Genomic DNA, 24167 nt, shown 5'->3' with positions numbered 1-24167 from the left:
GAAGTAGGCCGCGAGGACTCCTACGACACGGTGAGGGCGGTGCGGAGCTGGGTCAGGCCCCAGCGGAGGTCGTCCTCCTCGATGACGAGGGGCGGGGCGAGCCGCACCGTGCGGCCGTGCGCCTCCTTCGCGAGCACCCCCCGGGCCAGCAGCGCCTCGCACAGGGCACGGCCGGGCGACTCGCCGGCCACGGCGCCGTCGTCGGCAAACCCGAGCGGGACGTCGAGGCCGGCCCAGAGCCCGACGCCGCGGCTCGCCTCGAGCAGCCCGTCCGAGACCATGCTCCCGAGCTCCTCGTGCAAGACCTCGCCCAGAGCCTTCGCGCGCTCCTGGTACTCGCCGGTCTCGAGGAGGTCGAGGACCGCCAGGGACACCGCGCAGGCGAGCGGATTCCCGCCGAACGTCGAGCCGTGCGTCCCCGGCGTGAGCACGCCGAGCACGTCCTCGCGCCCGACCACCGCCGAGATCGGCACGATCCCGCCCCCGAGCGCCTTGCCGAGCGTGGTCAGGTCGGCGCGCACGCCCCACAGGTCGAGTGCGAGCGTCGTGCCCGTGCGGCCGAGGCCGGACTGGATCTCGTCCGCGACGAGCAGCACGTCGTGCGCGTCGCACACGGTCCGCACGCGCGGCCAGAAGTCCTCCGGGGGCACCACGACGCCCTGCTCGCCCTGGATCGGCTCGAGCAGCACCGCGACGGTCGTCTCGTCGATCGCGTCCTCGACGGCGGCCGCGTCCCCGTAGGGGACCACGCGGAATCCCGGGGTGTACGGGCCGAAGCCGCGCCGCGCGTCGTCGTCGGTGGAGAAGGACACGATCGTGGTGGTGCGGCCGTGGAAGTTCCCTGCCGCGACGACGATCGTCGCGAGGCCCTCCGGGACGCCCTTGACGTCGTAGCCCCACTTGCGGGCGGTCTTGATCGCCGTCTCGACGGCCTCCGCGCCGGTGTTCATCGGCAGCACCGTCGAGGTCGCGGTGAGGGCGGCGAGGCGGTCGGCCCACGGCTCCAGCAGGACGTGCCGGAACGCGCGCGAGGTCAGCGTCAAGGTGTCGAGCTGGCGGTGCGCGGCTGCGACGAGCACGGGGTGCCTGTGCCCGAAGTTGAGGGCCGAGTACCCGGCGAGGAGGTCGAGGTAGCGGTTGCCGTCGCCGTCCCACGCCCACGCGCCGTCCGCGCGGGCGAGGTCGACCGGGAGCGGGTCGTAGTTGTGCGCGAGGTGGCTCATCGCATGCTCCGCAGCTCGAGCGTGCAGCACTTCGCGCCGCCGCCCCCGAGCAGCAGCTCGGAGGTGTCGACGCCGACAGGCTCGTAGCCGCGCTCGCGGAGCGCGTCCGCGAACCCGGTGGCGGCGGGCGTGTGCACGACGTGCGCGCCGTCGGACACGGCGTTGAGGCCGAGGACGGCGGCGTCGTCGTCGGAGGCCAGGAGTGCGTCGGGGAAACGGTCGCGCAGGATCTCGCGCGCGGCGGGGGAGAAGGCCGGCGGGTAGTAGGCGACGTCGGCGGGCGAGGACCCGTCGCTGCCGGCGAGCACCGTGAGCGCCGTATCCAGGTGGTAGAAGCGCGGGTCGACGAGCTCGAGCCCCACGACCTCGCGGTCCCAGAGGTGGGCGGCCTCGGCGTGGGCCGCGCGGTCCGTCCGGAACCCGTACCCGGCGAGGACGACGTCGCCCACGCGGAGGAGGTCGCCCTCGCCCTCGTTGGTGCGGGCGGCGTCGTGGGTGACGAACCCGTGGTCGGCGAGCCATTTGAGGTAGGCGGGCCCCTCCGGCCGGCGCTGCGCATACGTGAAGCGGGCGGAGTAGGCGATGCCGTCCTCCACGGTGGCGCCGTTGGCTGCGTAGACCATGTCAGGCAGTCCTGGCAGGGGGTCGATGAGCTGCACCTCGTGCCCGAGGTCGAGGTAGACGTCGCGCAGCCGCTCCCACTGGGCGACGGCGCGCGCCGTGTCGACCGGGCGACCGGTGTCCATCCACGGGTTGATCGCGTACTCGACCGTGAAGTAGGTGGGGCGGCACATCAGGTAGCTGCGACGGGTTGCGTGCGGCATCGGGCCTCCTTCGGTGGGGCCGGTGACGCGGGGGTGGTGCGCCGCCCGGGCCTTGTCCGGTCAGCGTACGACGGCGCACGTCGGGTGGCGGGGCGACGCTCGGGACGAGTCGGGGGCTGCGGAGGAGCGCCCCGGCGTCGGTCTGAGATCTCGGGCGTATTGACAGCGATGCATCGGCGATATATCGTTAACGACTGTCGACGACGGACCGCCCGCCCGAGGCCGCAACGCCGGAGCGCACGGCCCACGACCGGCAGGAGCGACGCCGTCGGCCCCCACGAACACATCGACCCGACCTCGAGGAGGTCCCCATGCGATCCGCATTCTCTTCCCCCAACCCCGACAACCCTTCGGAGCCCCGCGATGCTCGCCTTCGGCAGGCTCGTCCTTCACGCCGCGGGAACCGGGGCCACCACGACGACTTCGGTCGTGGCGGCTTCAACCGGGCCGACTTCGGCCGCGGCGGCTTCGGCCCGGGCTTCGGTCCCGGCTTCGGTGGCCCTGGCGGCCACGGGCGCGGTCACGGTCGTGGCCGGCGGGCCGGTCGCGGCGACGTCCGCGCGGCCGTCCTGATCCTCCTCGCCGAGGAGCCCATGCACGGCTACCAGCTGATCCAGCGGATCGGCGAGAAGTCCGGTGGCGTGTGGCGTCCGAGCCCGGGTGCGATCTACCCGGCGCTCAACCTGCTCCAGGACGAGGGCCTCGTCGAGCTCAGCGAGGACGGCGGCCGCCGGCTCGCGAGCCTCACCGAGGCCGGCCGCACCTACGTGACCGAGCACGCCGACGAGCTCGGCGAGCCGTGGTCCGACGCGTCGACCGGTGGTCGACGCGGAGGCTTCGAGCTCCGCGAGGCCGGTGGCGCGCTCGCGCAGGCGATCGCCCAGGTGGCCCGTACCGGCGACGCGGCCCAGGTCGCGGCGGCCGTCGACGTGCTGGCCCGTGCCCGTCGCGAGGTCTACCTGATCCTCGCGGGCGAGGCACCCGCCCCGTCCGACGGCGCGGCTGGCGACGCCGAGTCCGGCGACGTCACCGAGGGCTGAGACCCTCGCGCGACGCCACCCGGTCCAGGCGGCGCCAGCCGCCCCGGATCATCAGGCGGAGCACGACGTCCGCCACGGGGGCGGTCACCCGCCGTGGCAGGACGTCGGTGACGTGCACGTCCTCCCACCACACCACCCGGCTCGACGACGCCGACACGGGTTCCACCCGGAAGCCGGCCGTCCCGAGCAGCACCGGCCCGAGCTTGCGGAACTCCGCGAGCCCGGGCCGGTTCGCGTCGTCAGGCCCGGTGGAGGGCCGGGGCGGCGCCCAGGTGGTGATCCGCATCCGGTCGACGAAGCCCAGTCCGCCTTGTCGCGCGCCGGGTCCGCTCACCACCGTGAAGGTCGCGCCCGCCGCGGGGCGCCAGTCGTCGTCTCTCGGGCCGGCGCCGGTCGTCCCCTCACCCTTCGCCCCGGGCTCGAAGCGTGTGAGCGGGACCCACGTGCCGTGCGTCCTGGGGTCGGCGACGAGCGCGAAGGCCTCGTCCGCGGGCAGAGGCAGGTCGTGTGCGAACCGGACGCTCATCGGTCCTCGCGGCGTCCTCCGAGCCAGCGGGGCCGGACGGGACCGTGCTTGCGTGGTGGTGCGCGGTGCTCGAGGACGGGCGCGGCGTCGTCGGCGGCGTGCTCGACGACACGCAGGACCACGGGCCAGTCCGCGGGCGCCTCGCCGAAGGCGGTGCGGGACTGGCCGACGACCGTCCGGGCGAGCGCCCGCCCGCCCGCGAACCCGACGACCGCGCCGATGCCGAACGGGACGACCCGGCCGAGCGTGAGCCCGAGGTGCTTCGCGAGCTGGGTGCGCAGGAACTTGTTGGCCAGGGCCCGGTTGACCTGTGTGAGCGTCGACGCGGGCATCGCCGTGAGCAGCGTCTGACCCCACGCGAGGCCCGACCCGGCGGCCGCCTTCTCGACGGTCGCCGCCCCCTTGGCGCCGAGCACCGAGGCGAGGAGCAGCGCCCGGCGCCGCTCGCTGTCGACGACCTCGATGCCGTGCACCTCGGCGACGGCGAGCGCGAACGCCGCGGAGCTCGCGAAGAACGTCGCGACGTCGCTCGAGCTGAGGACGAGCCCGGTACCCGTCCCCACGGCGGGCACCGCGGCCGCGACGCCGACCGCACCGCCCGCGGCCCCGAGCACGGTCGCGTACTCCTTCTCGAGGATGCGGACGAGCTGCGCGGGCCCGGCCTCGGGGTTGCGGCGACGCAGGGACTCGACGTGTCGTCGGATCGCCGGGGCCGGGATCGCGACGGCGCGCTCGAGGATCGCGTCGAGGACCGGTGTCGCGCGCGCGACCTCGCTCCCGCTCGGCGTGGCCACGTCGGTCGTCACGTCGGTCGGCACCGGGATCCCGGGCAGCGCCTCGCCCGCCATGCTCAGGCCGTCGCCTCGCCGGCGTCGACGGCCGACGCGGGCTCCACGAACTCCCGCTTCACCGTGACGCCGGCCGCGAGCGTCCGTCCGACCGTGCAGGTCTGCTCGATCGAGCGCTCGGCGACGGCGAGGACGCGGTCGCGCGTGGCGTCGTCGAGCGCGGACAGGTCGAGCTCGATGATCTCGGTGAGCTCGGGGTAGCGGTCCTCGTCGAGGTTCTTGGCGCCCTCGACCCGGATGGTCACGCGGTAGTCGTCGCCGAGGCGGCGCGCGAGCGGGACGTCGCTCGACATCCCGGCGCAGCCCGCGAGGGCGACCTTGAGGAGCTCGCCGGGCGTGAAGACCGCGCCCGCGCTGGCCGGGCCCATGTCCACGGTGGCGCCTCGCCCGGAGAACCCTCGGTACGTGCGCGGGCCGGTGCGCTCGACCCACAGCGGGTCGGTCGCCGACGGGCTCGACGCGGGGATCGCGTCGTTCTCGGTGGCAGGGGTCGTCGTGTCGGTGCTCATGTCCGCATCATCCCATCGGTGTGTCGGTACGCACGGGCGCGGTTCGTGTTCTCGGACCGTCCGCCCACCTACGATGACCAACATGGCCGACGACGCAGCGACTCCGGCGACACCCCCGCGTGGCACCGTCCCCACCCCCTACGAGGACCTGCTGGCACGCGTCCTCGCGGACGGCACCCACAAGGACGACCGCACCGGCACGGGGACGCGGAGTGTCTTCGGCGCCCAGCTTCGGTACGACCTGTCGCGGGGCTTCCCGCTGGTCACGACCAAGCGTGTCCACTTCAAGTCGGTCGCTTACGAGCTGCTGTGGTTCCTGCGCGGGGACTCGAACGTGCGCTGGCTCCAGGAGCGCGGGGTGAGCATCTGGGACGAGTGGGCCGACGACGACGGCGAGCTCGGCCCGGTCTACGGCGTGCAGTGGCGCTCGTGGCCGACGCCCGACGGGCAGCATGTCGACCAGATCGCGGGCGTGATCGACCAGATCCGCAACAACCCGGACTCGCGCCGCCTCGTCGTGTCGGCGTGGAACGTCGCCGACATCCCGCAGATGGCCCTGCCTCCGTGCCACGCGTTCTTCCAGTTCTACGTGGCCGACGGCAGGCTCTCGTGCCAGCTCTACCAGCGGTCGGCCGACCTGTTCCTCGGGGTGCCGTTCAACATCGCGTCGTACGCGCTGCTCACGCACCTCGTGGCCGCGCAGGCCGGGCTCGAGGTCGGCGACTTCGTGTGGACGGGCGGTGACTGCCACGTCTACGACAACCACGTCGAGCAGGTGCGGACGCAGCTCGCCCGCGACCCCTACCCGTACCCGACGCTCCGGGTCGCGCCGCGCGACTCGATCGACGCCTACACGTACGAGGACCTCGAGGTGCTCGGCTACGTGCACCACCCGGCGATCAAGGCCCCGGTGGCCGTCTAGTGCTCGCGCTCGTCTGGGCGCAGGCGCACGACGCCGCCGGGCGCCCCGTGATCGGCGCGGGCAACGCGCTGCCGTGGCGCGTGCCGGAGGACGCCGCCCGCTTCAAGACCCTCACGCTCGGGCACCCGGTCGTGATGGGCCGGCTCACCTGGGACTCGCTCCCCGCGAGGTTCCGGCCGCTGCCCGGCCGGACGAACGTCGTCGTGAGCCGGCAGCCGGGCTGGGCCCCCACGCCCGACGACGGCGCTGCCCCGGGTGCGGACGTCGCCGCGGGTGGGGCGGCCGTGAGGGTCGCGCCGACGGTCGAGGAGGCGCTCCGCCTGGCCGCTGCGGCCCCCGGCGGCGAGCAGACGTGGGTCATCGGGGGTGCGCAGCTCTACGCCGCGACGATCGGGCAAGCCGACCGCCTCGAGGTCACCGAGCTCGACCTCGAGGTGGAGGGGGACGCGTGGGCGCCGCCGATCGACGCGAGCGTCTGGACTGCCCGGGACGTCGGCGCGTGGGAGACGTCGCGCTCGGGCTTGCGGTACCGCTTCGTCAGCTACGGGCGGGCGGAGATCCGGGCTTGAGCCGCGTCAGCGGTTGATCAGGTAGCCCGTGAAGAGCCCGGCGCCGAGCGCGACGGTGAACACCGCCGCCTGGAGCCACAGGCTGTGCGCGCGGAACCAGCGTCGTCGGGCGCGGCGCGCGGGACGTGCCGGGCGCTCAATGGCGCTGTCGGGCGTCGTGATGGTGCCGGGAGAGACGACGGTCGAGCCGTCCACGGTGAGGTCGAACGTTGTCATGCGAGCTGCCCCTGGGTGGTGCCTGCGTACTGAGGCCGGAGCGGCAGCCTCGTGACCCGTCGCTCCGGCTCTGCCACTCTCCCCGGAACGGCGGGCTCGCGCAGGGTGAAGGATGCCGCCGAGCGGGTGAAAAACGCGGGCTCGGTCGGCCGGGTCGTAACGATTCGGGCGAACCGCCGTGGTTCGCGCGGGTCCGCGCGCTCCCGGTAGGCTGGCGCGCGTCCCCGGACCGCTCCACGAGCGGCCCGCGCGCCTGTAGCTCAGGGGATAGAGCACCGCTCTCCTAAAGCGGGTGTCGGCAGTTCGAATCTGCCCAGGCGCACCTTGTTCTCGCGCGGCTCAGCGGCGGCGCAGCAGGACGACGCTGTCGTCCAGGCGGGCGGGCTCGCCGTCCGGGCCAACGGCGTCGCGCTCGCGCACCTCGCTGACGACCGTCTCCCACCCGTCGCCGAGCGCGAGCGCGGCCACCTGATCGTCAGGGGTGAGCAGGGCGGCCGCCTCGTGGTCGGGGCGGTCGTGCCAGTGGTCGCCGTCCTTCGACCACGGCGGCGGGCCGGCGTGCCCGACGACGAGCAGGTGCCCGCCCGGGGCCACAGCACCGGCAGCCCGGCGCAGGACCTCGGTGCGGGGGAACGCGACCGGTGAGTGGAGGAAGCACGCGGACGCGAGGTCGTAGGTCGCGTCGGGATGCCAGGACGCGAGGTCGGCGACGACCCACCGGATCCGCTCGCCCACGCCCCGCTGCGCGGCGGCGTCCCGCCCCCGGGCGATGGCGCCCGACGCGACGTCGACGCCCGTGACCTGCCAGCCCCGCTCGGCCAGCCACACGCTGTCCCCGCCCTCGCCGCAGCCCAGGTCGAGCGCGCGCCCAGGCGGCAGGTCGGCGACGACGTCGACGAGCGTTGCGTTCGGACGACCCGACCAGATGCGGTCGCTCTCGGCGTAGCGCGCGTCCCAGAACGCGGTCGTCTCGTCACTGTCCTGGTGCGCGTGGGCGTGCGGGTGCTCGGGCATGGGCCCAGCATCGGTGGTGGCCGGCGTCGGCGGCAATCCGCGTTGCGAAGACGGCAAGTCGGTCGCGACCCCGTCGGCGGGTCAGCTGCGCGGGTCGACCGCGTGGGCGAGCCCCGGATAGTCCACGACGACACCGTCGGCGTCGAGCGCGAGGTCCACCGCGAACCGTGCGCTCGTGTACCGGGCGACGCGTCGCCCGCCGACGACGGCGCCCGCGTACGTCTGCCGGTCCGGCGCCACGCGGAGCGAGGGCACCTCGACCCACGCCATGACGAGGTCGGTCGGGTCCACGTCCGTGTCGAGGAGGCCAAGCCGCAGCACGGGCAGGGTGTTCGTCGCCGGGCAGAGCCCGAGGTCGCAGTCGAGTGCGTCGTCGAGCTGCGCCGGGTCGACGATCCCCGGCGGGGGTGCGTCGAGCGTCCCGGCGGAGCGCGCGTCGCAGCGCCAGTGTCCGTCGTCCGCGCGCTCGAGCACGAGGTCGCGCGACCACGGCGCATCCCGCGGTGCGAGCCCGCGCACCGCGACCTCGAGCCGGCGCGTGACCCAGCCCGGGCCGGTCACGAGCGTCCAGGACATGGCGTAGGCGTCGGTGCGTGAGGTCCCGGTCGCGGTCAGGCGGTCGGGGTCGAGGCGCAGCACGGCCGTGTCGAGGCGGTCCGGGTCGTTCGTGCCGGCCCACACGACCCGCCGGGTCCGCGTCTCGCCGTGGCCCGAGCCGACGGGCGCCTCGAGCCCGGCTGCCCGGTCTGCCTCGGGCGCGGGACGGACGCCCGCGGCGGGAGGTGGGGTGCGCCGTCGGGCGACCTCGGGATGGTCGAACGGGGCGAGGGACTTGCCGCGGATCCCCGACAGCACGCGCAGCGCTCCTGTCCACGCGCCGGACTGCTGGAGCGCCTGCCGGCGCCAGTGCGCGCCGTCGTCGGTCACGATCTGCGACCGGGTGACGCGCGCGATCGTGCGCTCCTCGACCACGCCGGGCTGGGCGTCGTCGACGTACGCGACGCGCGCGCCGGGCAGGACCCAGCCGGGCCAGGTCGTCCGGTCGCGGGGCAACGGTCCTCCCAGGTGGTCGCAGGTGGCGTGACGCCCGACGCTACTCCGGCGGCGGCCCGGGCTGCTCGTCGAGGAGCTCGGCGACGAGCTGGGCCGCGCGGTGCTGGAACTCGTCCCGCAGCGCCGCGAACCCGACCGGGGAGGAGAACGTCGGGTCGCCCACGGGCCAGTCCTCGTAGCGCACGTGGGGGAGCACGGGGCACGCGTCGGAGCAGCCGAGCGTGACGACGACGTCGGCGGCTCGCAGGGCGTCGTCGGTCAGGGCCTTGGGGAACGCCGCGGCCTCGGGGACCTCGAGCTCGGTGAGGAAGGCCCGGACGTTGCGGGGGATCTGTGCGCCCGGGGTCAGGCCGGCGGTGCGGACGACGACGCGGTGCTGGGAGAGCCGGCGCGTGAGCGCGGCGGCGAGCTGCGACCGGGCGGTGTCGGTCTGCGAGACGAACAGGACGTGGGGCGCGCTGCGCGTCCGGTCGCGGGAGGCGTCGGACAGGCGCTGCCGGGCGTAGCGCTCGACGAGCGCGAGGAGCGGCGCCGAGCCGGCCGTGGTCCTGGTGCGGAGCAGGGTCGTGGCGCACTCCCGGACGATCCGGCCGACGACGTCGAAGCTCGCCTCCGGGTAGACGGCGGCGAGGCGTCCGACGAGCGGGTCGAGCGAGTCCTCGACGACCTCGGGCCGCATCGGGCGCGGGGTGCGGGGCGGGTCGAGCGCGACGGGCGCGAAGACGTCGAAGAGTGTCCCGACGGTCGGTCCGCGGCCCCGCGCGATGCGGTAGCGGACCCAGTTCCCGTGGCGCTCGGAGGTGACGAGCCCGACGTCGCGCAGCACTCTCAGGTGGTGGGAGACGGTCGGTTGCGAGAGGTTGGAGAGCGCGGCGAGGTCGCGGACGCTCGCCTCGTCGACGGTGCCCAGCAGCGAGAGCATCCGCAGGCGGACCGGGTCGGCGAGCCCTCCGAAGATCGTGGCGAGGTTCCGTGCGGACTGGGAGCTGATGGCGCCTGCCTCGAGGACGCGTCGGGACGTGACGGGCGGCTCCTGCGGCATGGGGGCGATATTGACATAGTTCGATGCGCTCCGCTGCCGGGGGCGTAATCGGGACGCTTGTCCCACATACTCGTTTTGATGTCTGACCTGCGAAGATGGACGGTCGTCCAAAAAAGTTCGGCCGAATCGCCCTCGAGGTGTTGACGCGGCGAAAGTTGAACCTGCACACTCTTCTACGACGGCGCGCACCGCTTGCCCCCTGCGTGGTGCGCGCCGTTCCTCGTGAAGGCGAAGGCCCCGCTCCGGCGGGGCCTTCGTCGTCGTCCGGGAGCTTTCCGGGTCACGGTCCGGGATCGCCCGCCGCCGTCCCCCCGGCGATCCCGCCGCCGTCCCGGGCGATCCCGCCGCCGTCGGCGCGCCGGTGCCGCGCCTTCCCGCCCTGCGGTTAGCGTTTCAGCGTGACTGCTGCAGGCCCCGACCCCGAACCGGACCGGCCGGGCTCCCCGCTCGCCCGCCTCTGGCGGCGCGACAGGGCGCGCACCGGTGACGCACCGACGACGGCACCCACGCCCGGCGACGACGCCGGACCCGGCGGTGCCGCTGCGCACCCGTCGTTCGGCACCACCGAGGCGGAGGGCACGGTGGTCGGTCGCGACGAGGGCCCGGCCCTCCTGACGCAGCCGACGGGCCCGCTGACGAGCGAGGAGGCCGTCGAGGCGGCTCTCCCGCGCTGGCGTGTGGCGCTGGTCGAGCACGTGGGCGGCTCGTCCCTCGAGGACATCACGGTGCTGGGCGACGCGGTCCTGGACCTGTCGGCGGCGCACCCCTCCGGGCTGGCGCAGCTCCTCGCGGGTCGCCCGACGCGCCTGTCCAACCTGTTCCGCGAGCCCGACGCCCTGCCGACGGCCCGCCGGCACGCGCGCGCCGTCGTCGCGCAGACCCAGGACTACGCGCAGCGCTACGGCACGGCGCCGACCTACCTGGCGATCGGCGTCGCCTCGTGGTCCGGAACGGCGGGCCCGGGCCCCCGCTCCGACGACATGGCCGCCCTCGCGAAGGTCGCGACCTCCTCCTTCCGCGCGATCCGTCCCGAGGTCGCTGCGTCGTCGGCGCCGCTGGCGCTGGAAGCACGGGCGCACGCCGACGACGGCGGAAGCGAGGACGGCGACGCGACCGGAGCCCGGCGTGACCGGTCCGAAGCGCGCCCCGCGGGCGAGCGCGCGGGTCTCGCGGACGTCGCGGCGGTGGAGACGGCGCACCCGACCGGGCGGGGTCGAGAGGCGGCCGCCGCGGAAGGTGCCGATGGTCCGAACGCGACGGCCGGACGAGGTGACGACGGGGCCGAGGCGGCGAAGGACGTCAAGGGCTCGGCCGCTGTGCAGGACGGAGACACGACCGCGGTCCGGGCGGCCGAGCCCGGTCCGAGCGCCTCGGTGCCGTCGGCACCGGACCCGGCCGACGGTGCACCGGCCCCCAGACGAGTCAACGCCCCCGTCCTCCTCCGCTCGCTGACGATCTCGACGGCCGGCCGCTCCGGCACGGACTTCGAGCTCACCCTCGAACCCACGGTCGAGCTCAACACCCTCCTCGTCCGCGCGCTGCGCGACCACGGCGCGCTGATCGACCCGGTGTCCCTGGCGCAGGGCGCGTTCACGGGGGTCGGGTTCGACCCGTCGGCGGTGCTGGCGCGGATCGGCACGCTGGGCGCGGCGGTGCTGGAGGACTTCTCGTTGACGGACCGCCGGCTGGTGGGGTCGTTCGTGCACCCGGGCCAGCACCTGGTGGACGACCTGGACGACCTGGCGCCGGGTCTGGCGCGGCACGAGGTTGTCGCGGCGCTGGCGGGGTCGTCGCAGGTGACGGTCCCGGTGGGGACGCCGCTGCCGCCGGAGCGCTCGGCCGACGGCGACCCGGTGCTGGAGCGGGGCGTGGGCGACCTGGACCAGGCCCAGCGCCGCGCGGTGGACGCACTCGTGGCGGGCGGTCATTTCGCGATCGACGCGCCGTCGGGCTCGGACGTGGTCGGGACGGTCGCGGCGCTGCTCGCGGAGGCTGCCGCGAGCGGCCGCCAGGCCCTGTACGTGACGGGTCACCGGCGCGCGGCCGACGCGGTCTCGTCGCGGCTGGGGGACCTGGGGCTGGGCGAGCTGACGTTCGAGATCGCGCCGGAGCCGGGGTGGCGCGCGTCCGCGGCGAACCGGCTGCTGACGGCGATGGCGTCCGAGCCGGCGCAGACGGACCTGTCGGTGCACGCGGAGACGATGGATGCGCTGGTGGGCGCGCGGGCGCGCCTGACGGCGTACATCGAGGCGCTGCACCTGCCGCGCGCGCCGTGGGGCGTGTCGGCGTACGACGCGCTGCAGGCGCTGGCGCGGCTGACGTCGGAGCGGCCTGCGCCGGAGACGGCGGTGCGGCTGTCGTCGGAGGTCACGAGCGCCCTGGACGACGACACCCGCGCGGGCGCGGCGGCGGACCTGGAGCGGGCCGCGGAGCTGGGGGCGTTCACGCTGCACGCGGCGACGACGCCCTGGTTCGACGCGGACCTCGAGACGGAGGACGACGCCCGGTCGACGCTGCTGCGGCTCGACCGGTTGCGGACCCAGACGCTGCCGCGCCTGCGCGAGCAGATCGAGTACGTGTCGGGAGCGACGGACCTGACGGCGGCGACGACCCTGGGCGAGTGGCAGGACGTGCTGCAGATGCTGGGCGGGATGCGGGGCACGCTCGACGTGTTCCAGCCGCTCGTGTTCGAGCAGCCGGCCGTCGACATGGTGCAGGCGACGGCGACGAAGCAGTGGCGTCTGGACCACGGGATCGAGATGGGTGGCGTCGCGCGGCGGCGGCTGGTGCGGCGCGCGAAGGACATGCTGCGCCCGGGCATCCGGGTCTCGGACGTGCACGCGGCGCTGCTCCAGGTCGAGGCGCAGCGCGCCGTCTGGGCGACGCACTGCCCGACGGGGAGCTGGCCGCGGCTGCCCGAGGGCCTGTCGGCGATCGAGGACACGAACGAGGCCGTCCGGATCGACGTGGAGGAGCTCTCGCGCGTCCTCGCGCCCACCCCGGGCGGCGGCGCGCTGCTGGACCTGCCGTTCGACGACCTCGCGGCGCGGCTCGACGCCCTGGCCGAGGACCGCTCGGCGCTCGACGACCTGCCCGAGCGCACGGCCGCCGTCCGGCGCGCGCGGGGTGCCGGGCTCGCGGAGCTCGTCGACGACCTGTCGCGGCGTGCCGTCACGCCCGGGCTCGTGAGCACGGAGCTCGAGCTGGCGTGGTGGAGCTCGGTGTTCGAGCAGATCGTCGCGACGGACCCGGCGCTGACCGGTCAGGACGGGCCCGGTCTGGACGCCCTGGCGGCGCGGTTCCGCGACCTGGACCGTCGGCACGTGACCGCGCTCCCCGTCTCGGTCCTCAACCACGTGCACGCGCGCACGGTCGAGGCGATGCGCGCCGACCCCGACACCACCAAGGCGCTGTTCTCGGAGCTGTTGGAGGGGCGGCTGCGGACGGTGCGCGACCTGTACGAGCGGCACACCGAGCTCGTCCGCGCGCTGCGCCCCGTCGTGGTCGCGACGCCGACGCTCGTGCCTCAGCTCTTCCCGACGACGCGGACCGTCGACCTGGTGGTGCTCGACGCCGTCCAGCACGTCCCGCTCGAGATGCTGCTCGCGGCCATCGCGCGCGGGCGGCAGGTCGTCGTCGTCGGGGACGTCCGCTCGGCGTCGACGCCCGCGGTGCGCGAGCTCGCGCGGGTCCTCCCGACGCTGACGCTGCGGTCGGACGCGACGCGCCGCGACCCGCACCTGGTCGGCTTCCTCACGAAGCACGGGTACGACGGCGTGCTCGCGCCCGCGCCGCTCCCGGCGTCGCGCGCGACGGTGCACCTGCACGTGACCGAGGGCCTCGGGATGCCGGACCCGGTGTCGGGGGCGGTCGAGTCCACGCAGGCCGAGCTGGACCGCGTGGTCGAGCTGGCGATCGAGCACGCGATGCTCCGGCCCGAGCAGACGCTCGGGATCGTCGCGGTCACGCCTGCGCACGCCGCCCGGATCCGGGAGGCGCTGCTCGCCGAGGTGCGGCGCAACCCGGGGCTGGCCGGCTTCTTCGCCGGGAGCCGGCCCGAGCCCGTCGTCGTCGCCGACCTCACCGGTGTCGCCGGCCTGACGCGCGACGCGATCATCCTCACGCTCGGCTTCGGCAAGACGCCGCACGGCCGCGTCCTGCACCGGTTCGGCCTCGTGGGGGAGGCGGGCGGCGACGCGCTCCTGCTCGACGCGGTGGGTGCCAGCCGGGAGCGGCTCGACGTCGTCTCGTGCTTCCGCGCCGACGAGCTCGACCCCGACCGCCTGCGCGGGGCCGGGGCGCGCCTCCTCGCCGACCTCCTGGCGTTCGCGGAGGAGCGCGACGGGAAGGCCGACCCGCTCGAGCTGTGGAACGGCGTCGACGTCGCGCGCGGCACGGACCGACTCGTGCTCGACCTCGCCGAGAGGCTGTGGCGCACCGGGCTCGTCGTCGAGACGGACTTCGGCCCCGCCGGGGCGGACCGGGTGCCGCTCGTCGTCGGGCACCCCGACGTGCCTGGCGAGCTGCTCGTGGCCGTCCTGACCGACGACGAGGCCTACGTCGCGCAGCCGAGCGTCCGCGTCCGGGAGCGGCAGCGCCGCGAACGGCTCGAACGGCTGGGCTGGACGGTCGTACAGGTGTGGTCGGCGGCCGCGTTCCTCGACCCCGAGAAGGAGGCCGAGCGGATCCGACGCGCGGCGCTCGCGGTCCGCGACGCGCGGCTCGGCGTCGGGCGGCAGCCCGTGGTCACGGGCGCGACGCCGGTGGTCCGGACGGCCTCGGCCGCTCGGCGCCACGTCGAGCCGTCGGCCCCGGAGCCGGTGCTGCCGGCGTCGTCGGACGAGCGGGGCACCGACGGCGAGGCGAGCACCCCGCCCGACGCGACGCCGTCGGGCGCGACGGACGACGGGAGCCAGGGTCGCCGCAGCGCCCGACGGCGCGTGGTGCGTCCCGGGACGGAGCGCGAGACCGTCCTCGGCAGCACGAGCGACGACGTCGACCCGGACAGCGCGGAACCGGGCGGCGACGCGAACGACGAGCGCCTGCGCCGCGACGTCCCGCCGCACTGGCAGTAGTCGCGAGACCTGGTCGCGAGAACGACGAAGCCCCCGCACACCGGCCGGTGCGCGGGGGCTTCGTCGACGTCTGCTCGCTCAGTGCTCGTAGACCTCCTGGTGGGGGTTGTCGTAGGCGAGCGACTCGGCGGTGTTCGCGACCATCTCGATCTTCACGTCCGTCATGGACGGCAGCGGGATGAAGCCGGGGGGTGCGCACTCGGGCGTGAAGGTCAGCGGGATGCCGAGGAGCTTGCCCGAGAACTTCGTCGCGTAGAGGACCACGTCCCCCTTCATCGTGATCGAGTCCGACGTCGCGACGAGGCCCTGGCTGCCGTCCGCCTTGGCGGGGACGTCCAGCCGGAAGCCCGGGACGACGGCCTTGTCGGCCGTGAACTTCATGACCCGGACGGTCGAGCCGTCGACGCGCTTCAGCGAGACGTTCCCCTTGTACCAGGAGTTCGTGATCTGGAACTTCGAGCCGGACAGGTGCGCTGACAGGTTCGGGGCGGTGAACGTCGACGACGACCCCAGGTCCTTGCCCTCGCCCAGGCAGAGCTTGAGCTCGCCGGCGAGGGCGGCGACACCGTCCTTCGAGGCCTCCTTCACCGACTGCTCGTCGGTGGTGCCATCGGCCTTGTCGTCCTTCGCGCTGTCCTCGCCCTCCGCGTCCTTCGTGGCGTCGCCGGCTGCCGCGTCGTCCTGCGTGCCGTCCGTGCCCGACGACGGCGTGTCGCCGCCGGTGGACCCCGCGCCCTCGTCCGTGGCCCCGCCGCCCGAGGGGGCGGAGGCCCCGGTGTCGGTGGCGCCGCCGTCGGACGTCGTGCCGTCGGACGTGGGGTCCTCGGTGGGGGTGCTCGTCGCCGTGGGGGACTCGCTCGGCGCGCTCGTCGCGCCGTCCGAGGCGGAGTCGTCGTCGGCGGGGCAGAACACGTGGAGCGGGTCGAGCACGCACCAGCCGCTCTGCTCCGCGCTGGCGGTCGCCGCGACGGGGAGGGCGCCGGCTCCGACGAGCCCGGTGCCCCCGACGCTCAGCGCGGACGCGAGCACACCCGCGCCGATCGCGTTGAGTCGCGCGCGCCGGCGGGGCGCGATGCCGGCCTCAGCCGGCGCTACCGAGAAAGGGCGCGGCGCCGAGGAGTCCTCGAGGACGAGCGTGTCGTCCGTGCTGGGTGCGTTGCCCGTGAGGTTCAGGCTCTCGGCGTGCCGGGGCCGGGCGGCCTCCGGTTCGACGGCCTCGTCCGCCGTCGCCTCCTGCGGCATCCACGAGAGCGCCATGACGGAACCGACGATGCCGAGGACCATCCCGATGAGGAAGCCGCCGAGGTTCACCCCGATCAGCGCGTACACCGACAGCACGAGCGCGATCACGCCGTAGAACACGCGGTGGACGGGCATCGTCCAGATCAGCACGCCCAGGAGGACGAGCACGATCGGGATGACGGTCGCCTGCAGACCCTGGATGCCGAACTGGAGGTGCAGGTGACCGAAGTCGAGCTGACCGGAGCCGAAGAGCTCGAACCCCGCGACGACGACGAGGAGGCCGCCCCAGAACGGACGCGTGCGTCGCCAGGCGCGGAACCGTTCACGCCGCGTCGGCGTCGTCGCGGCGGGCTCGGAGGCATCGACGGTCGCGGTGTCACCGGCCGTCGGGTCGCCGTTCTGGTGCGGTGTCATGGTCACCCTCAGGACTCCTTCGTCGGTCGAGGTGGTGCGTTGCCTGCGTCCCGCCCGCGGGCCCCCGATCCGCGGGCGGGACGTCGTGCGTCAGAAGCAGGTGTCCTTGGGGGACGTGAGGAACAGGTGCAGGCCGTTGAGCGTGAAGGTGCCGGCCTGGGTGCTCAGGGACGTCTGCTGGAGGCCCTTGATGCTGACGTGGCTGGCGTCCTGCGCGAAGTCGCCCTTGCTGCCCTTGGCGGTCGTCCGGACCTTGGACGCGTCGATGCCGATGCGGATGTTCGAGAACGTCGCGTCGCCCTTGAGGTCGGTCATGCCGATCAGGAGGTCCTTGGCCTCGGCGGGCTTCTTGCCGCTGCCGGCCGTGATCTTGAGGCCGACGGGGGCGCCGGGGATCGAGACCGACTGGCAGAGGTCGGTGAGCGTCGCGCTCTCGATGGCCGAGATCGCGACCGGGTTCTGCTTGCCGTCCGCGTCGACGGCGACGCCGGAGTACTGCGAGAATCCGTCACCCTCGAGGTCCGAGGCGCCGACCTGGAACGGGACGCCGGAGACGGCGAACGAGACGGGCACGGCGCCGCTGGCGACCCCGCCCATCAGCACGGTGACCGCGACGGCGGCCGGCACCGCGGCGAGCGCGACGCGACCGCGGCGCGTGCTCGTGAGCTTCTTCAACTTCACGGAATCCTCCTCGATTCATGACGGGGCGGGCGACGAGGCGTCGCTCCGCCGGTGCTGCCGCATCGCAGCGGTGCGTGAGCGCGTGTACCGGGGAGCCCCGGGCAGCACGTCGTCGATGACGTCGTCGTCGCTCATGGGGGAGACGGTACGGAGCCTACTGAACGCATGTCAATAGCTAACTTGCGCCGAGTCAGTAACGGTCGCCGTGGCTATGCTCGGGACATGGCGGACCAGCGCAGGCGCGACGAACGACGCACACGTCTGTCACCCGACGAGCGTCGGGCCCAGCTCGTGGCGATCGGCGTGCAGGCGCTCGCGGACCACTCGCTCGAGGAGCTCACCATCGAGCACCTCTCCCAGCAGGCCGGGGTGTCGCGAGGGCTGCTGTTCTACTACTTCGGCTCCAAGCAGGGCTTCCACCGCGAGGTCGTGCGTGCCGCCCGCGACGGCCTGCTCCGCGCGACCGAACCCGACCTCGACCTCGCGCCCCTCGACCGGCTCCATGCCACGCTCAGCAACCTCGTCCGGTTCGTCCGCGAGCACGAGGACACGTTCTTCTCGCTCGTGCGCGGCGCGGCGTCGGGGGACCGGGAGGTCCGCGAGGTCGTCCAGCAGGCGCGCGCCCTCCAGATGGAGCGGCTCCGCGTCGTCTGCGAGGAGCTCGGCATCCCCGACACCGCGATGCTGCGCATGACCCTGCGCTCGTGGGTCGCGTTCGCCGAGGAGACCCTCGTCGACGGCGCGCTGGTCAGCGAGCGGTCGCCCGAGGAGCTCGTGGACTTCCTCGAGCGCACCCTCTTCGCCGTCGTGCCGGTGATCGATCCCGCGTACGGGGCGCACCTGCGCCCCGACGTGGCGACGTCGAGCTGACCGCTCGTCCGCCTACTGCCCCGGGGTGGGCTGACCCGAGGTCTGACCGGGGTGCTGACCCGGGCGCTGCTGCTGGGCGAGGAGGTCGCGGATCTCCGTGAGGAGCTGGACGTCGTCCGCCACCGGGGTCTCCTCGGCGGGCTTGTTCCGGTTGCGGCGCTCGTTGATCTTGTTCATCGGCAGCACGATGAGGAAGTAGATCGCCGCCGCGATGAGCACGAAGTTCACGACGGCGGTGAGCAGATGACCGACGCTGATGACCGAGTCCTCGGACCCGTCCGCCTTCGCTCCGTGACGCAGCGTGATGTCCCAGATGTCGTCGAAGTTCGGCTTGCCGAAGATCGCGCCGATGATCGGGTTGATGAACCACTGGACGACGGCGTTCACGACGGCCGTGAATGCGGCGCCGATGACGACCGCGACGGCCAGCTCGACGACGTTGCCTCGCAGGATGAAGTCTCGGAAGCCGCTGAAGACGTTGCGCATCGGGCCAGGTTCCCCTCTGGTCTGTTGCCGTGGGGCACCATCCAAGCACGCGGAGCCGCGCAGTTCCAGACGAAGGGCTCAGCGGACCAGGACCGCCGTCACCCGGGCCCAGTCGGGTCGGCCGGCGATGGCCTCCGCCTCCTTCGCGGTGACGGCCACGACGATGGTCGGTGCGGTCGCCGTGGAGTCGCCGCCGAGCAGCCCGCCGCCGGAGCCGTGCTCCGCCTGCGCCTGGGGCAGCACGAGTGCGCGGCGTGCCAGGTACGACGACGTCCGCTCCCGGCGCTCGGGAGCGTCGCCGCCCGTGTCGCCCGTGTCGTTCGTGTCGGTGCCGGACGGCTCGTCGGTCGCGCCGTCCGTCGTCGAGGCGAGCAGGTCGACGTGGTCGCCCGGTCCGACCAACGCGGCGGCCGGGTCGTCTCCGAGGCTCAGGGCGACGACGACGCGCCCCTTCGGCGCGGTCGCCGCGACGCCACCCGCGGCGACGAGCCCCGGCGTCACGACCGTGCCGGCGGCCAGGGCGACGGAGGCGACCCGGCCCGCTGCGTCGTCGGGCTCGCGGTACGCGGTCTGCGGGGCGAGAGCGGTCGGGACCCGGGAGACGCGCACGTCGTGGGTGTCGAGCGGCGTGCCGGCGGCGACGTCGTGCGCGACGACGAGCACCGGCACGGTGGCCGGGGGAGCGGGACGCAGCGCGCCGACGACGAGGGCGGCGGCGAGGCCCAGGCACACCGCGGCGATCGCGAAGCGAGCCCGCCAGAAGGCACGTGCCACGCGAGACCGGAGCACGCCCGGTCCGGCGTCGCGCCGGCGGGGCGGCCCGGTCGGCGTGGTGGAGGCGTCGGCGGAGCGGTGGCTGCGGAGGGGCACGTCCGCGACGCTAGGCGTCGGCGCCGCCCGGGTGGTCGGCTGCGAACGCCGGCTGTGTACCGGGCGCGCCGTCCACAGGGCCGGCGTCGGCGTCCGGGACCGGCGGTGCGGCCGGTTCCCGTCAGGTCAGGACGCGGCCTTGGTCGAGGCGCTCGACGTCGACGACCCGGTCGTGCCCGAGCTCGCCGGCGTGCTGCTCGGCGTGGTCGACGAGGACGAGCTCGAGCCGGCGCCGTCCGTCGTGCTCTTGGACGGGGTGGTCGAACCGGTCGAGGACGAGCTCTTCGAGCCGTTCGAGGACCGCGAGTCGTTGCGGTAGAACCCGGAGCCCTTGAAGACGACGCCCACGGCCGAGAAGACCTTGCGCAGCGTGCCGCCACACTCGGGGCAGACGGTCAGGGCGTCGTCGGAGAACGACTGCTGGATGTCGAACGCGTGGCCGCAGTCGGCGCAGCGGTAGGCGTAGGTGGGCACGGTGACACTCCTCGGGGGGACCGACGGACTCGCCGCCGGCTGGCACTCAGATGATCCGAGTGCTAATCATACGCCGAGCTCGCGCCACCCCTCGGGCGTCGCGACGGCCTGCACGCGCTGGTCGTGCGACTCCGACGGCAGGGGCCGGTCGGTCGCGTCGTAGACCTCTTCCGGGAAGACGATGGCCACGACCCGCGTCCCCGGGCGGGTGTGGTGGAGGACCCGGTCGTACCAGCCGCCGCCCTGGCCCAGGCGCATCCCCGTGGTGTCGACGGCGAGCGCGGGCACCAGGACGACGTCGGCCTCCTCGACGGCCTCCGCGGGCAGCTCCGGCGTGCCGGGCTCGGGGGGACGGCCGGGGGCGCGGACCCGGAGGTCGTCGCGCCCGGCGTACTCCGCCCAGTTGCGCTGGAGTCCCGTGCCGAGCACCGGGAGGAGGACGCGCACGTCGCGCTCCGCGAGCCGGTCCATCAGGGGCATCGTCCCTGGTTCGGCCGGCCGTGCCGCGTACACCGCGACGCACCGGGCTTCCTTGACCTCGGGGATCGTCTCGACGACGTCGGCGAGCGCCTCCGCCGCCTCGCGGCGCAGGCGCTCGGAGCGGACCTCGCGGACCGTGCGGATCGCTCGGCGCAGCGCCTCCTTCGCGTCCTCCGGTTCGAGACCGGTGGCCGGTGGGTAAGGCTGCGCGCTGCCGGACGTCATGAGGACATTGTGACAAACGGAACCGACGAGGACGCAGATCCGGGGCGATCAACGCGCGGGAACACTTCGGACGAACCGCCACGGCGACCCCGCGCGGAGCGCTAGTGTCTGCGCATGACCTTCGACCCCCGCGGCGGTGCCGTGTGCCGCTGAGACCGGTCACCCCGGGACGTCCGTGGCCCGTGGTGCTGCGCGGCCTGGGCCCGCACGGCGAGGTCGTCCTCCGGCCGCTGCGGCGGGGCGACGTCGACGACTGGATGGAGCTGCGCCGTCGGAACGCCGCATGGCTCGGACAGTGGGAGGCCACGTCGCCGCGCCCGCCACGCGGCGCCGCGCCGACGTTCGGCGCGTACGTGCGCCTGCTCGCGTCGCAGGCGCGCTCCGGGACGACGCTCCCGTTCGCCATCGAGTACGGCGGCGAGCTCGTCGGGCAGCTCACCGCGTCGTCGATCACCTACGGCTCCCTGTGCTCCGCCACGATCGGCTACTGGGTCTCCGAGCACGTCGCGGGCCGCGGGATCGCGCCGACGGCCGTCGCGCTCACCGCAGACCACTGCTTCACCGCGCTCGGCCTGCACCGCGTCGAGGTCAACATCCGTCCCGAGAACGCGCCGAGCCTGCGGGTCGTCGAGAAGCTGGGGCTGCGGGACGAGGGGCTGCGCCGCCGCTACCTGCACATCAACGGGCGCTGGTGCGACCACCGGAGCTTCGCGGTGACCGCCGACGAGGTCCCGAACGGTCTCCTCGCGCGCTGGCGGGCCACCTGGAGCACGACCGACGCCGCAGGTCGGCGCGGCGACACGCCGCAGTGAGTCCGCCGTCGGGCGTCGGCGCTCGCCTACGGTCGAACAGTGACGACATCGTGGGCCGGGCCGGCAGCCGTGGTGCTGTTCGCTGCCTGGCTCGCGTACTACGTGCCCCTGCGGGTCGGGATGCGGCAGCAGGTCGCCGACGCCCGGACGGCGGACCGCTTCTCGGGCGGCCTGCGCGTGCTCGCGGTCGCCGGGCGGAAAGGGCCCGACGTCGCGCTGGCGGCCGAAGGGCCGGTCGTCACGGGTGGCGTCCCGCTGCTCGCGATGAGCGTGCACGAGACGCGGGGGATCCGAGGTCGTGAGGAGGCGGGGGACATGAGCGTCGACGAGTCGCAGGGCGACACCGAGCCCCGCCGTGCCCTCGGACCGGCACCCGCTGCCCGTTCCGACGCCCGACGCGCGGCCGCTCGCCGGCGCATGCTCCTCACCCTCGCGCTCGTGGCGGCGACCGCGCTCGTCGGCGTGCTCGCCGGGTTCGGTGCGCTGCCGTGGCCCGTGCTCCTCGTCCCGGTGGTGCTGCTGGCCGGGGTGCTCGCGCTCGGGCGCCGCGCCGTCGTCGCGGCCCGGCGAGCCGACCAGGCCAGGCTCGATGCCGCGCGTCGTCGGGCGCTCGACGCGCGCCGCCAGGCCCTCGGGAGCCCGCTCGCCCCACGGAATACGGCCCGCGGCGACCGCCGCCGGGTGACCGGGCACGCCGTCCAGGCGTCGCAGACCGCGACCCAGATGATCCCGCGGATCACCGCGGAGGACATCGACCGCGCGCGGCGGGCAGCCGCCCGACGGAGCCACCGGTCGGAGCGCCCGACGGCGCAGGGCCCGTCCACGACGCCTGCGCCCGAGCGTTCCGTGAGCGGTCCCGAGGCCGACCCGACGGCCCGGGAGGAGAGCTCCACGTGGGAGCCGGTCCCCGTGCCGCCGCCCACGTACACGATGAAGCCGACCGCGGGGACGCCGCCGCGTCCGCCCCTCCCCGAGCCGCTGCCGGAGCCGACCCCGGCGCCGGTGTCCGCCGAGGAGCTCGCGCCGATGGCCGCCCCCGGGCGCGTGCGCGTGCCCGCCGAGCTCCGGACGGGGCGTGCGGCCGAGGCCGCGGAGAGCGCGTCGGACGGGACGTCGTCGTCGCAGGAGGCTCCGGCGCCGGTGCCCGCCGCGGGCGACGAGCCGCGTCCCACGACCGAGACTCTCGGGCTGTCGCTCGACGCGATCCTCGCGCGGCGCCGCGCCGTCGGCGAGTAGCCGGCCGCTCGGACCTGCCGCGGCTCAGGCCGCAGGGCAGAACGCGTCGCGGTACCCGGACGGCGTGTTTCCCACGACGTTCCGGAAGTGGTGGCGCAGCAGGGCGGCCGTCGCGAACCCCGACTCGCGGGCGACGGTCTCGAGGTCGAGCTCGGTCGTCTCCAGGAGGTGACGGGCTCGCAGGACACGCTGCGTGGTGAGCCAGCGTCCCGGCGTCGTGCCCGTCTCGGCGGTGAAGCGCCGCGCGAAGGTGCGGGGCGACATGAATGCGCGCGCCGCGAGGCTCGCGACGGTGTGCGACTCGGTGAGGTGCTGGGTGGCCCACTCGAGCACCTCGCGGAGCGAGTCGTCGTCGCACGGCGGGACGGGCTGCGGGATGAACTGGCGCTGGCCGCCCTCGCGCTGCGGTGGCACGACCATGCGTCGCGCGACGATGTTCGCGACCTCGCTGCCGAGCTCGCGCCGCACGAGGTGGAGGCACGCGTCGATGCCGGCCGCGGTCCCCGCGCTCGTGACGACGTTGCCGTCGTCGACGAACAGGACGTCCGGATCCACGGTGATCTCGGGGTACTCGCGGGCCAGCTTGTCGGTGTACATCCAGTGCGTGGTGGCCCTGCGACCGTCGAGCACGCCGGCCTCCGCGAGCAGGAAGCTGCCGGAGCAGACGCTGAGGAGCAGGGCGCCGCGCTCGTCCGCGCGGCGGAGCGCGTCGAGGACGGCTGGATCCTGGCCACGGTGGATCGTGGTCGCGGGGACGGCGACGAGGTCGACGTCGTCGAGCGCGTCGAGACCGAACGACGGCACCAGGTCGAGACCCAGCTTGGTTCGGACGGGCCGGCCCGGTGCGGCGCCGCAGATGCGGAAGTCGAAGTTCGGCACCCCGTCCTCGGTGCGGTCGATCCCGAAGACCTCGCACACGATCCCGAACTCGAACATCGACAGGCCGTCGACCACGACGGCGCCCACGCTGCGCAGCATCCTCCGACGGTAGAGCGTTGGCAGGATGTTGTCGAGGGGTGTCGTAACTGCCACTCGTCGCGTCGTCGTCCGCGGCGGACGGTGGAGGCATGGAACAGGTCCTTGAACTCGTCTTCTCGCTCGTCGTCGCAGTCGGCCTCGTCGGGTCCGTCGCGGTGCTGCTCCTGCGCGGGACCCGGTGGGACGTCGTCGGGCGGCGACGCTCCACCCCGCCCGTGCCCCGCGGCGCCTGGGCCGACGGCGACGACGTCCCCGACCCCGTCGAGCTCGCCGCCATCCGGTCCTCGCGCGAGCGGCCACCCGTCGACCCCGGGTGGCGGGACGACAGCCCCGTCGCGCGCTTCGTCGCCGATGAGACACCGGCCCGGACCCCCGCGCGCCCCGGCGTCGGTGCGTCACCGATTTCCACTCCACCCCCCGTGGGGTGCTACTCTGGTGCCCGCTCGAGGGGCTATGGCGCAGTTGGTAGCGCGTCTCGTTCGCAATGAGAAGGTCGGGGGTTCGAATCCCCCTAGCTCCACCCTCGGAAGGGCCGCTG

24 protein-coding genes and 2 tRNA genes are annotated in these 24167 nt (G+C 74.4%); 9 read left to right on the top strand and 17 right to left on the bottom strand.

The genetic code is table 11. The features are described from left to right. Positions 1–20: 20 nt before the first annotated feature. From rocD to KDY119_RS19175, 3 genes are all read right to left on the bottom strand, one after another. The gene (rocD, locus tag KDY119_RS14410; RefSeq protein ID WP_051136261.1) at positions 21–1223 is read right to left on the bottom strand and encodes an ornithine--oxo-acid transaminase; all 1203 of its coding nucleotides are present in this window, start codon (positions 1221–1223) and stop codon (positions 21–23) included. Continuing rightward, on the bottom strand, positions 1220–2047 hold the full coding sequence (ddaH, locus tag KDY119_RS14405; RefSeq protein ID WP_036947227.1) for a dimethylargininase: 828 nt from the start codon (positions 2045–2047) through the stop codon (positions 1220–1222). Before ddaH ends, rocD begins: the two co-directional genes overlap by 4 nt. A 389-nt stretch (positions 2048–2436) precedes the next feature. Then, the gene (locus KDY119_RS19175; RefSeq protein ID WP_051136260.1) at positions 2437–2646 is read right to left on the bottom strand and encodes a hypothetical protein; all 210 of its coding nucleotides are present in this window, start codon (positions 2644–2646) and stop codon (positions 2437–2439) included. Between KDY119_RS19175 and KDY119_RS19170 the strand changes: the two genes are divergently transcribed. After that, on the top strand, positions 2641–3087 hold the full coding sequence (locus tag KDY119_RS19170; protein WP_051136259.1) for a PadR family transcriptional regulator: 447 nt from the start codon (positions 2641–2643) through the stop codon (positions 3085–3087). The two genes, KDY119_RS19175 and KDY119_RS19170, sit on opposite strands and share 6 nt — an antisense overlap. Here the strand turns inward: KDY119_RS19170 and KDY119_RS14395 are convergent. Genes KDY119_RS14395 through KDY119_RS14385 form a run of 3 tightly spaced genes read right to left on the bottom strand, consistent with a single transcriptional unit; the run spans position 3074 to position 4970 of the window. Next, the gene (locus tag KDY119_RS14395; protein WP_036947221.1) at positions 3074–3613 is read right to left on the bottom strand and encodes an SRPBCC family protein; all 540 of its coding nucleotides are present in this window, start codon (positions 3611–3613) and stop codon (positions 3074–3076) included. The genes KDY119_RS19170 and KDY119_RS14395 overlap by 14 nt on opposite strands. Next, positions 3610–4461: a hypothetical protein gene (locus tag KDY119_RS14390; RefSeq protein WP_227994362.1), complete on the bottom strand. Its 852-nt coding sequence runs from the start codon at positions 4459–4461 to the stop codon at positions 3610–3612. The genes KDY119_RS14395 and KDY119_RS14390 overlap by 4 nt, the downstream gene beginning before the upstream one ends. A gap of 2 nt (positions 4462–4463) precedes the next feature. Next, positions 4464–4970 (bottom strand): OsmC family protein, encoded by a 507-nt coding sequence (locus KDY119_RS14385; protein ID WP_153022462.1) that lies wholly within the window; start codon positions 4968–4970, stop codon positions 4464–4466. 82 nt (positions 4971–5052) lie between these two features. On the opposite strand from KDY119_RS14385, the gene KDY119_RS14380 reads away from it, so the two are divergent. Together KDY119_RS14380 and KDY119_RS14375 are read left to right on the top strand one after the other, a co-directional pair. Continuing rightward, positions 5053–5892, top strand: a complete 840-nt coding sequence (locus tag KDY119_RS14380; protein ID WP_051136414.1) for a thymidylate synthase — start codon at positions 5053–5055, stop codon at positions 5890–5892. Beyond that, entirely contained in the window at positions 5892–6461 is a 570-nt protein-coding gene (locus KDY119_RS14375) for a dihydrofolate reductase (protein ID WP_036947218.1), read from the top strand. The genes KDY119_RS14380 and KDY119_RS14375 overlap by 1 nt, the downstream gene beginning before the upstream one ends. Before the next feature lie 6 nt (positions 6462–6467). Here KDY119_RS14375 and KDY119_RS14370 read toward each other — a convergent pair whose 3' ends face one another. Continuing rightward, complete coding sequence (locus KDY119_RS14370) at positions 6468–6677, bottom strand: hypothetical protein (RefSeq protein ID WP_036947215.1); 210 nt, start codon at positions 6675–6677, stop codon at positions 6468–6470. Positions 6678–6926: 249 nt separating this feature from the next. On the opposite strand from KDY119_RS14370, the gene KDY119_RS14365 reads away from it, so the two are divergent. Beyond that, positions 6927–6999: transfer RNA gene (locus KDY119_RS14365), tRNA-Arg, on the top strand. Positions 7000–7016: 17 nt separating this feature from the next. On the opposite strand, the gene KDY119_RS14360 is transcribed toward KDY119_RS14365, so the two are convergent. The 3 genes from KDY119_RS14360 to KDY119_RS14350 form a co-directional block, all read right to left on the bottom strand. Continuing rightward, positions 7017–7691, bottom strand: coding sequence for a class I SAM-dependent methyltransferase (locus KDY119_RS14360; protein ID WP_036947212.1), 675 nt, complete (start codon positions 7689–7691; stop codon positions 7017–7019). Between the two features lie 81 nt (positions 7692–7772). Further along, entirely contained in the window at positions 7773–8744 is a 972-nt protein-coding gene (locus tag KDY119_RS19165; RefSeq protein WP_227994361.1) for a putative glycolipid-binding domain-containing protein, read from the bottom strand. Between the two features lie 40 nt (positions 8745–8784). Next, positions 8785–9786 carry a metalloregulator ArsR/SmtB family transcription factor gene (locus KDY119_RS14350; RefSeq protein ID WP_036947206.1) on the bottom strand — a complete coding sequence of 334 codons (1002 nt, stop codon included), beginning with the start codon at positions 9784–9786 and terminating at the stop codon, positions 8785–8787. A 398-nt stretch (positions 9787–10184) separates the two neighbouring features. On the opposite strand from KDY119_RS14350, the gene KDY119_RS14345 reads away from it, so the two are divergent. Next, positions 10185–14861, top strand: coding sequence for a hypothetical protein (locus KDY119_RS14345; protein ID WP_153022461.1), 4677 nt, complete (start codon positions 10185–10187; stop codon positions 14859–14861). A gap of 78 nt (positions 14862–14939) precedes the next feature. Here KDY119_RS14345 and KDY119_RS18925 read toward each other — a convergent pair whose 3' ends face one another. Continuing rightward, a complete protein-coding gene (locus KDY119_RS18925) occupies positions 14940–16517 on the bottom strand; it encodes a DUF6114 domain-containing protein (protein WP_227994694.1) in 1578 nt (525 codons plus the stop codon). Between the two features lie 90 nt (positions 16518–16607). Next, positions 16608–17198 carry a DUF6230 family protein gene (locus tag KDY119_RS14335; RefSeq protein WP_036947203.1) on the bottom strand — a complete coding sequence of 197 codons (591 nt, stop codon included), beginning with the start codon at positions 17196–17198 and terminating at the stop codon, positions 16608–16610. A 222-nt stretch (positions 17199–17420) separates the two neighbouring features. Here KDY119_RS14335 and KDY119_RS14330 point away from each other — a divergent pair, with 222 nt between their 5' ends. Then, positions 17421–18068, top strand: a complete 648-nt coding sequence (locus KDY119_RS14330; RefSeq protein ID WP_153022460.1) for a TetR/AcrR family transcriptional regulator — start codon at positions 17421–17423, stop codon at positions 18066–18068. A gap of 12 nt (positions 18069–18080) precedes the next feature. On the opposite strand, the gene mscL is transcribed toward KDY119_RS14330, so the two are convergent. From mscL to KDY119_RS14310, 4 genes are all read right to left on the bottom strand, one after another. Continuing rightward, a complete protein-coding gene (mscL, locus tag KDY119_RS14325; protein ID WP_036947200.1) occupies positions 18081–18554 on the bottom strand; it encodes a large conductance mechanosensitive channel protein MscL in 474 nt (157 codons plus the stop codon). Between the two features lie 78 nt (positions 18555–18632). Next, a complete protein-coding gene (cpaB, locus tag KDY119_RS14320) occupies positions 18633–19424 on the bottom strand; it encodes a Flp pilus assembly protein CpaB (protein ID WP_194174241.1) in 792 nt (263 codons plus the stop codon). Between the two features lie 126 nt (positions 19425–19550). Further along, complete coding sequence (locus KDY119_RS14315; RefSeq protein ID WP_036947190.1) at positions 19551–19898, bottom strand: FmdB family zinc ribbon protein; 348 nt, start codon at positions 19896–19898, stop codon at positions 19551–19553. Between the two features lie 66 nt (positions 19899–19964). Then, positions 19965–20603 carry a 5-formyltetrahydrofolate cyclo-ligase gene (locus KDY119_RS14310; RefSeq protein WP_036947187.1) on the bottom strand — a complete coding sequence of 213 codons (639 nt, stop codon included), beginning with the start codon at positions 20601–20603 and terminating at the stop codon, positions 19965–19967. Positions 20604–20752: 149 nt separating this feature from the next. Between KDY119_RS14310 and KDY119_RS14305 the strand changes: the two genes are divergently transcribed. Further along, positions 20753–21415 carry a GNAT family N-acetyltransferase gene (locus tag KDY119_RS14305; protein ID WP_227994688.1) on the top strand — a complete coding sequence of 221 codons (663 nt, stop codon included), beginning with the start codon at positions 20753–20755 and terminating at the stop codon, positions 21413–21415. 39 nt (positions 21416–21454) lie between these two features. Continuing rightward, positions 21455–22651 (top strand): hypothetical protein, encoded by a 1197-nt coding sequence (locus tag KDY119_RS14300; protein ID WP_153022458.1) that lies wholly within the window; start codon positions 21455–21457, stop codon positions 22649–22651. A gap of 24 nt (positions 22652–22675) precedes the next feature. Here the strand turns inward: KDY119_RS14300 and KDY119_RS14295 are convergent, their stop codons facing one another. Beyond that, positions 22676–23629, bottom strand: a complete 954-nt coding sequence (locus tag KDY119_RS14295) for a helix-turn-helix domain-containing protein (protein ID WP_036947178.1) — start codon at positions 23627–23629, stop codon at positions 22676–22678. A 447-nt stretch (positions 23630–24076) separates the two neighbouring features. On the opposite strand from KDY119_RS14295, the gene KDY119_RS14290 reads away from it, so the two are divergent. Then, positions 24077–24149, top strand: a tRNA-Ala gene (locus tag KDY119_RS14290). Positions 24150–24167 lie beyond the last annotated feature (18 nt).

The sequence above is a fragment of the Luteimicrobium xylanilyticum genome, from assembly GCF_009429125.1.
Taxonomy (GTDB): Bacteria; Actinomycetota; Actinomycetes; order Actinomycetales; family Cellulomonadaceae; genus Luteimicrobium; species Luteimicrobium xylanilyticum.
The sequence above is the reverse complement of the archived record's forward strand: the minus strand, read 5'-3'. Positions and strand labels throughout refer to the sequence as shown.

Coding starts and splice junctions, on each gene's coding strand:
- KDY119_RS14360 (WP_036947212.1), bottom strand. CDS start 7,691: ATGCCCGAGCACCCGCACGCCCACGCGCACCAGGACAGTGACGAGACG.
- KDY119_RS14310 (WP_036947187.1), bottom strand. CDS start 20,603: ATGACGTCCGGCAGCGCGCAGCCTTACCCACCGGCCACCGGTCTCGAA.
- KDY119_RS14295 (WP_036947178.1), bottom strand. CDS start 23,629: ATGCTGCGCAGCGTGGGCGCCGTCGTGGTCGACGGCCTGTCGATGTTC.
- KDY119_RS18925 (WP_227994694.1), bottom strand. CDS start 16,517: ATGACACCGCACCAGAACGGCGACCCGACGGCCGGTGACACCGCGACC.
- KDY119_RS14350 (WP_036947206.1), bottom strand. CDS start 9,786: ATGCCGCAGGAGCCGCCCGTCACGTCCCGACGCGTCCTCGAGGCAGGC.
- KDY119_RS14390 (WP_227994362.1), bottom strand. CDS start 4,461: ATGGCGGGCGAGGCGCTGCCCGGGATCCCGGTGCCGACCGACGTGACG.
- KDY119_RS14330 (WP_153022460.1), top strand. CDS start 17,421: ATGGCGGACCAGCGCAGGCGCGACGAACGACGCACACGTCTGTCACCC.
- mscL (WP_036947200.1), bottom strand. CDS start 18,554: ATGCGCAACGTCTTCAGCGGCTTCCGAGACTTCATCCTGCGAGGCAAC.
- rocD (WP_051136261.1), bottom strand. CDS start 1,223: ATGAGCCACCTCGCGCACAACTACGACCCGCTCCCGGTCGACCTCGCC.
- KDY119_RS14380 (WP_051136414.1), top strand. CDS start 5,053: ATGGCCGACGACGCAGCGACTCCGGCGACACCCCCGCGTGGCACCGTC.
- KDY119_RS19170 (WP_051136259.1), top strand. CDS start 2,641: ATGCACGGCTACCAGCTGATCCAGCGGATCGGCGAGAAGTCCGGTGGC.
- KDY119_RS14395 (WP_036947221.1), bottom strand. CDS start 3,613: ATGAGCGTCCGGTTCGCACACGACCTGCCTCTGCCCGCGGACGAGGCC.
- KDY119_RS14385 (WP_153022462.1), bottom strand. CDS start 4,970: ATGAGCACCGACACGACGACCCCTGCCACCGAGAACGACGCGATCCCC.
- ddaH (WP_036947227.1), bottom strand. CDS start 2,047: ATGCCGCACGCAACCCGTCGCAGCTACCTGATGTGCCGCCCCACCTAC.
- KDY119_RS14370 (WP_036947215.1), bottom strand. CDS start 6,677: ATGACAACGTTCGACCTCACCGTGGACGGCTCGACCGTCGTCTCTCCC.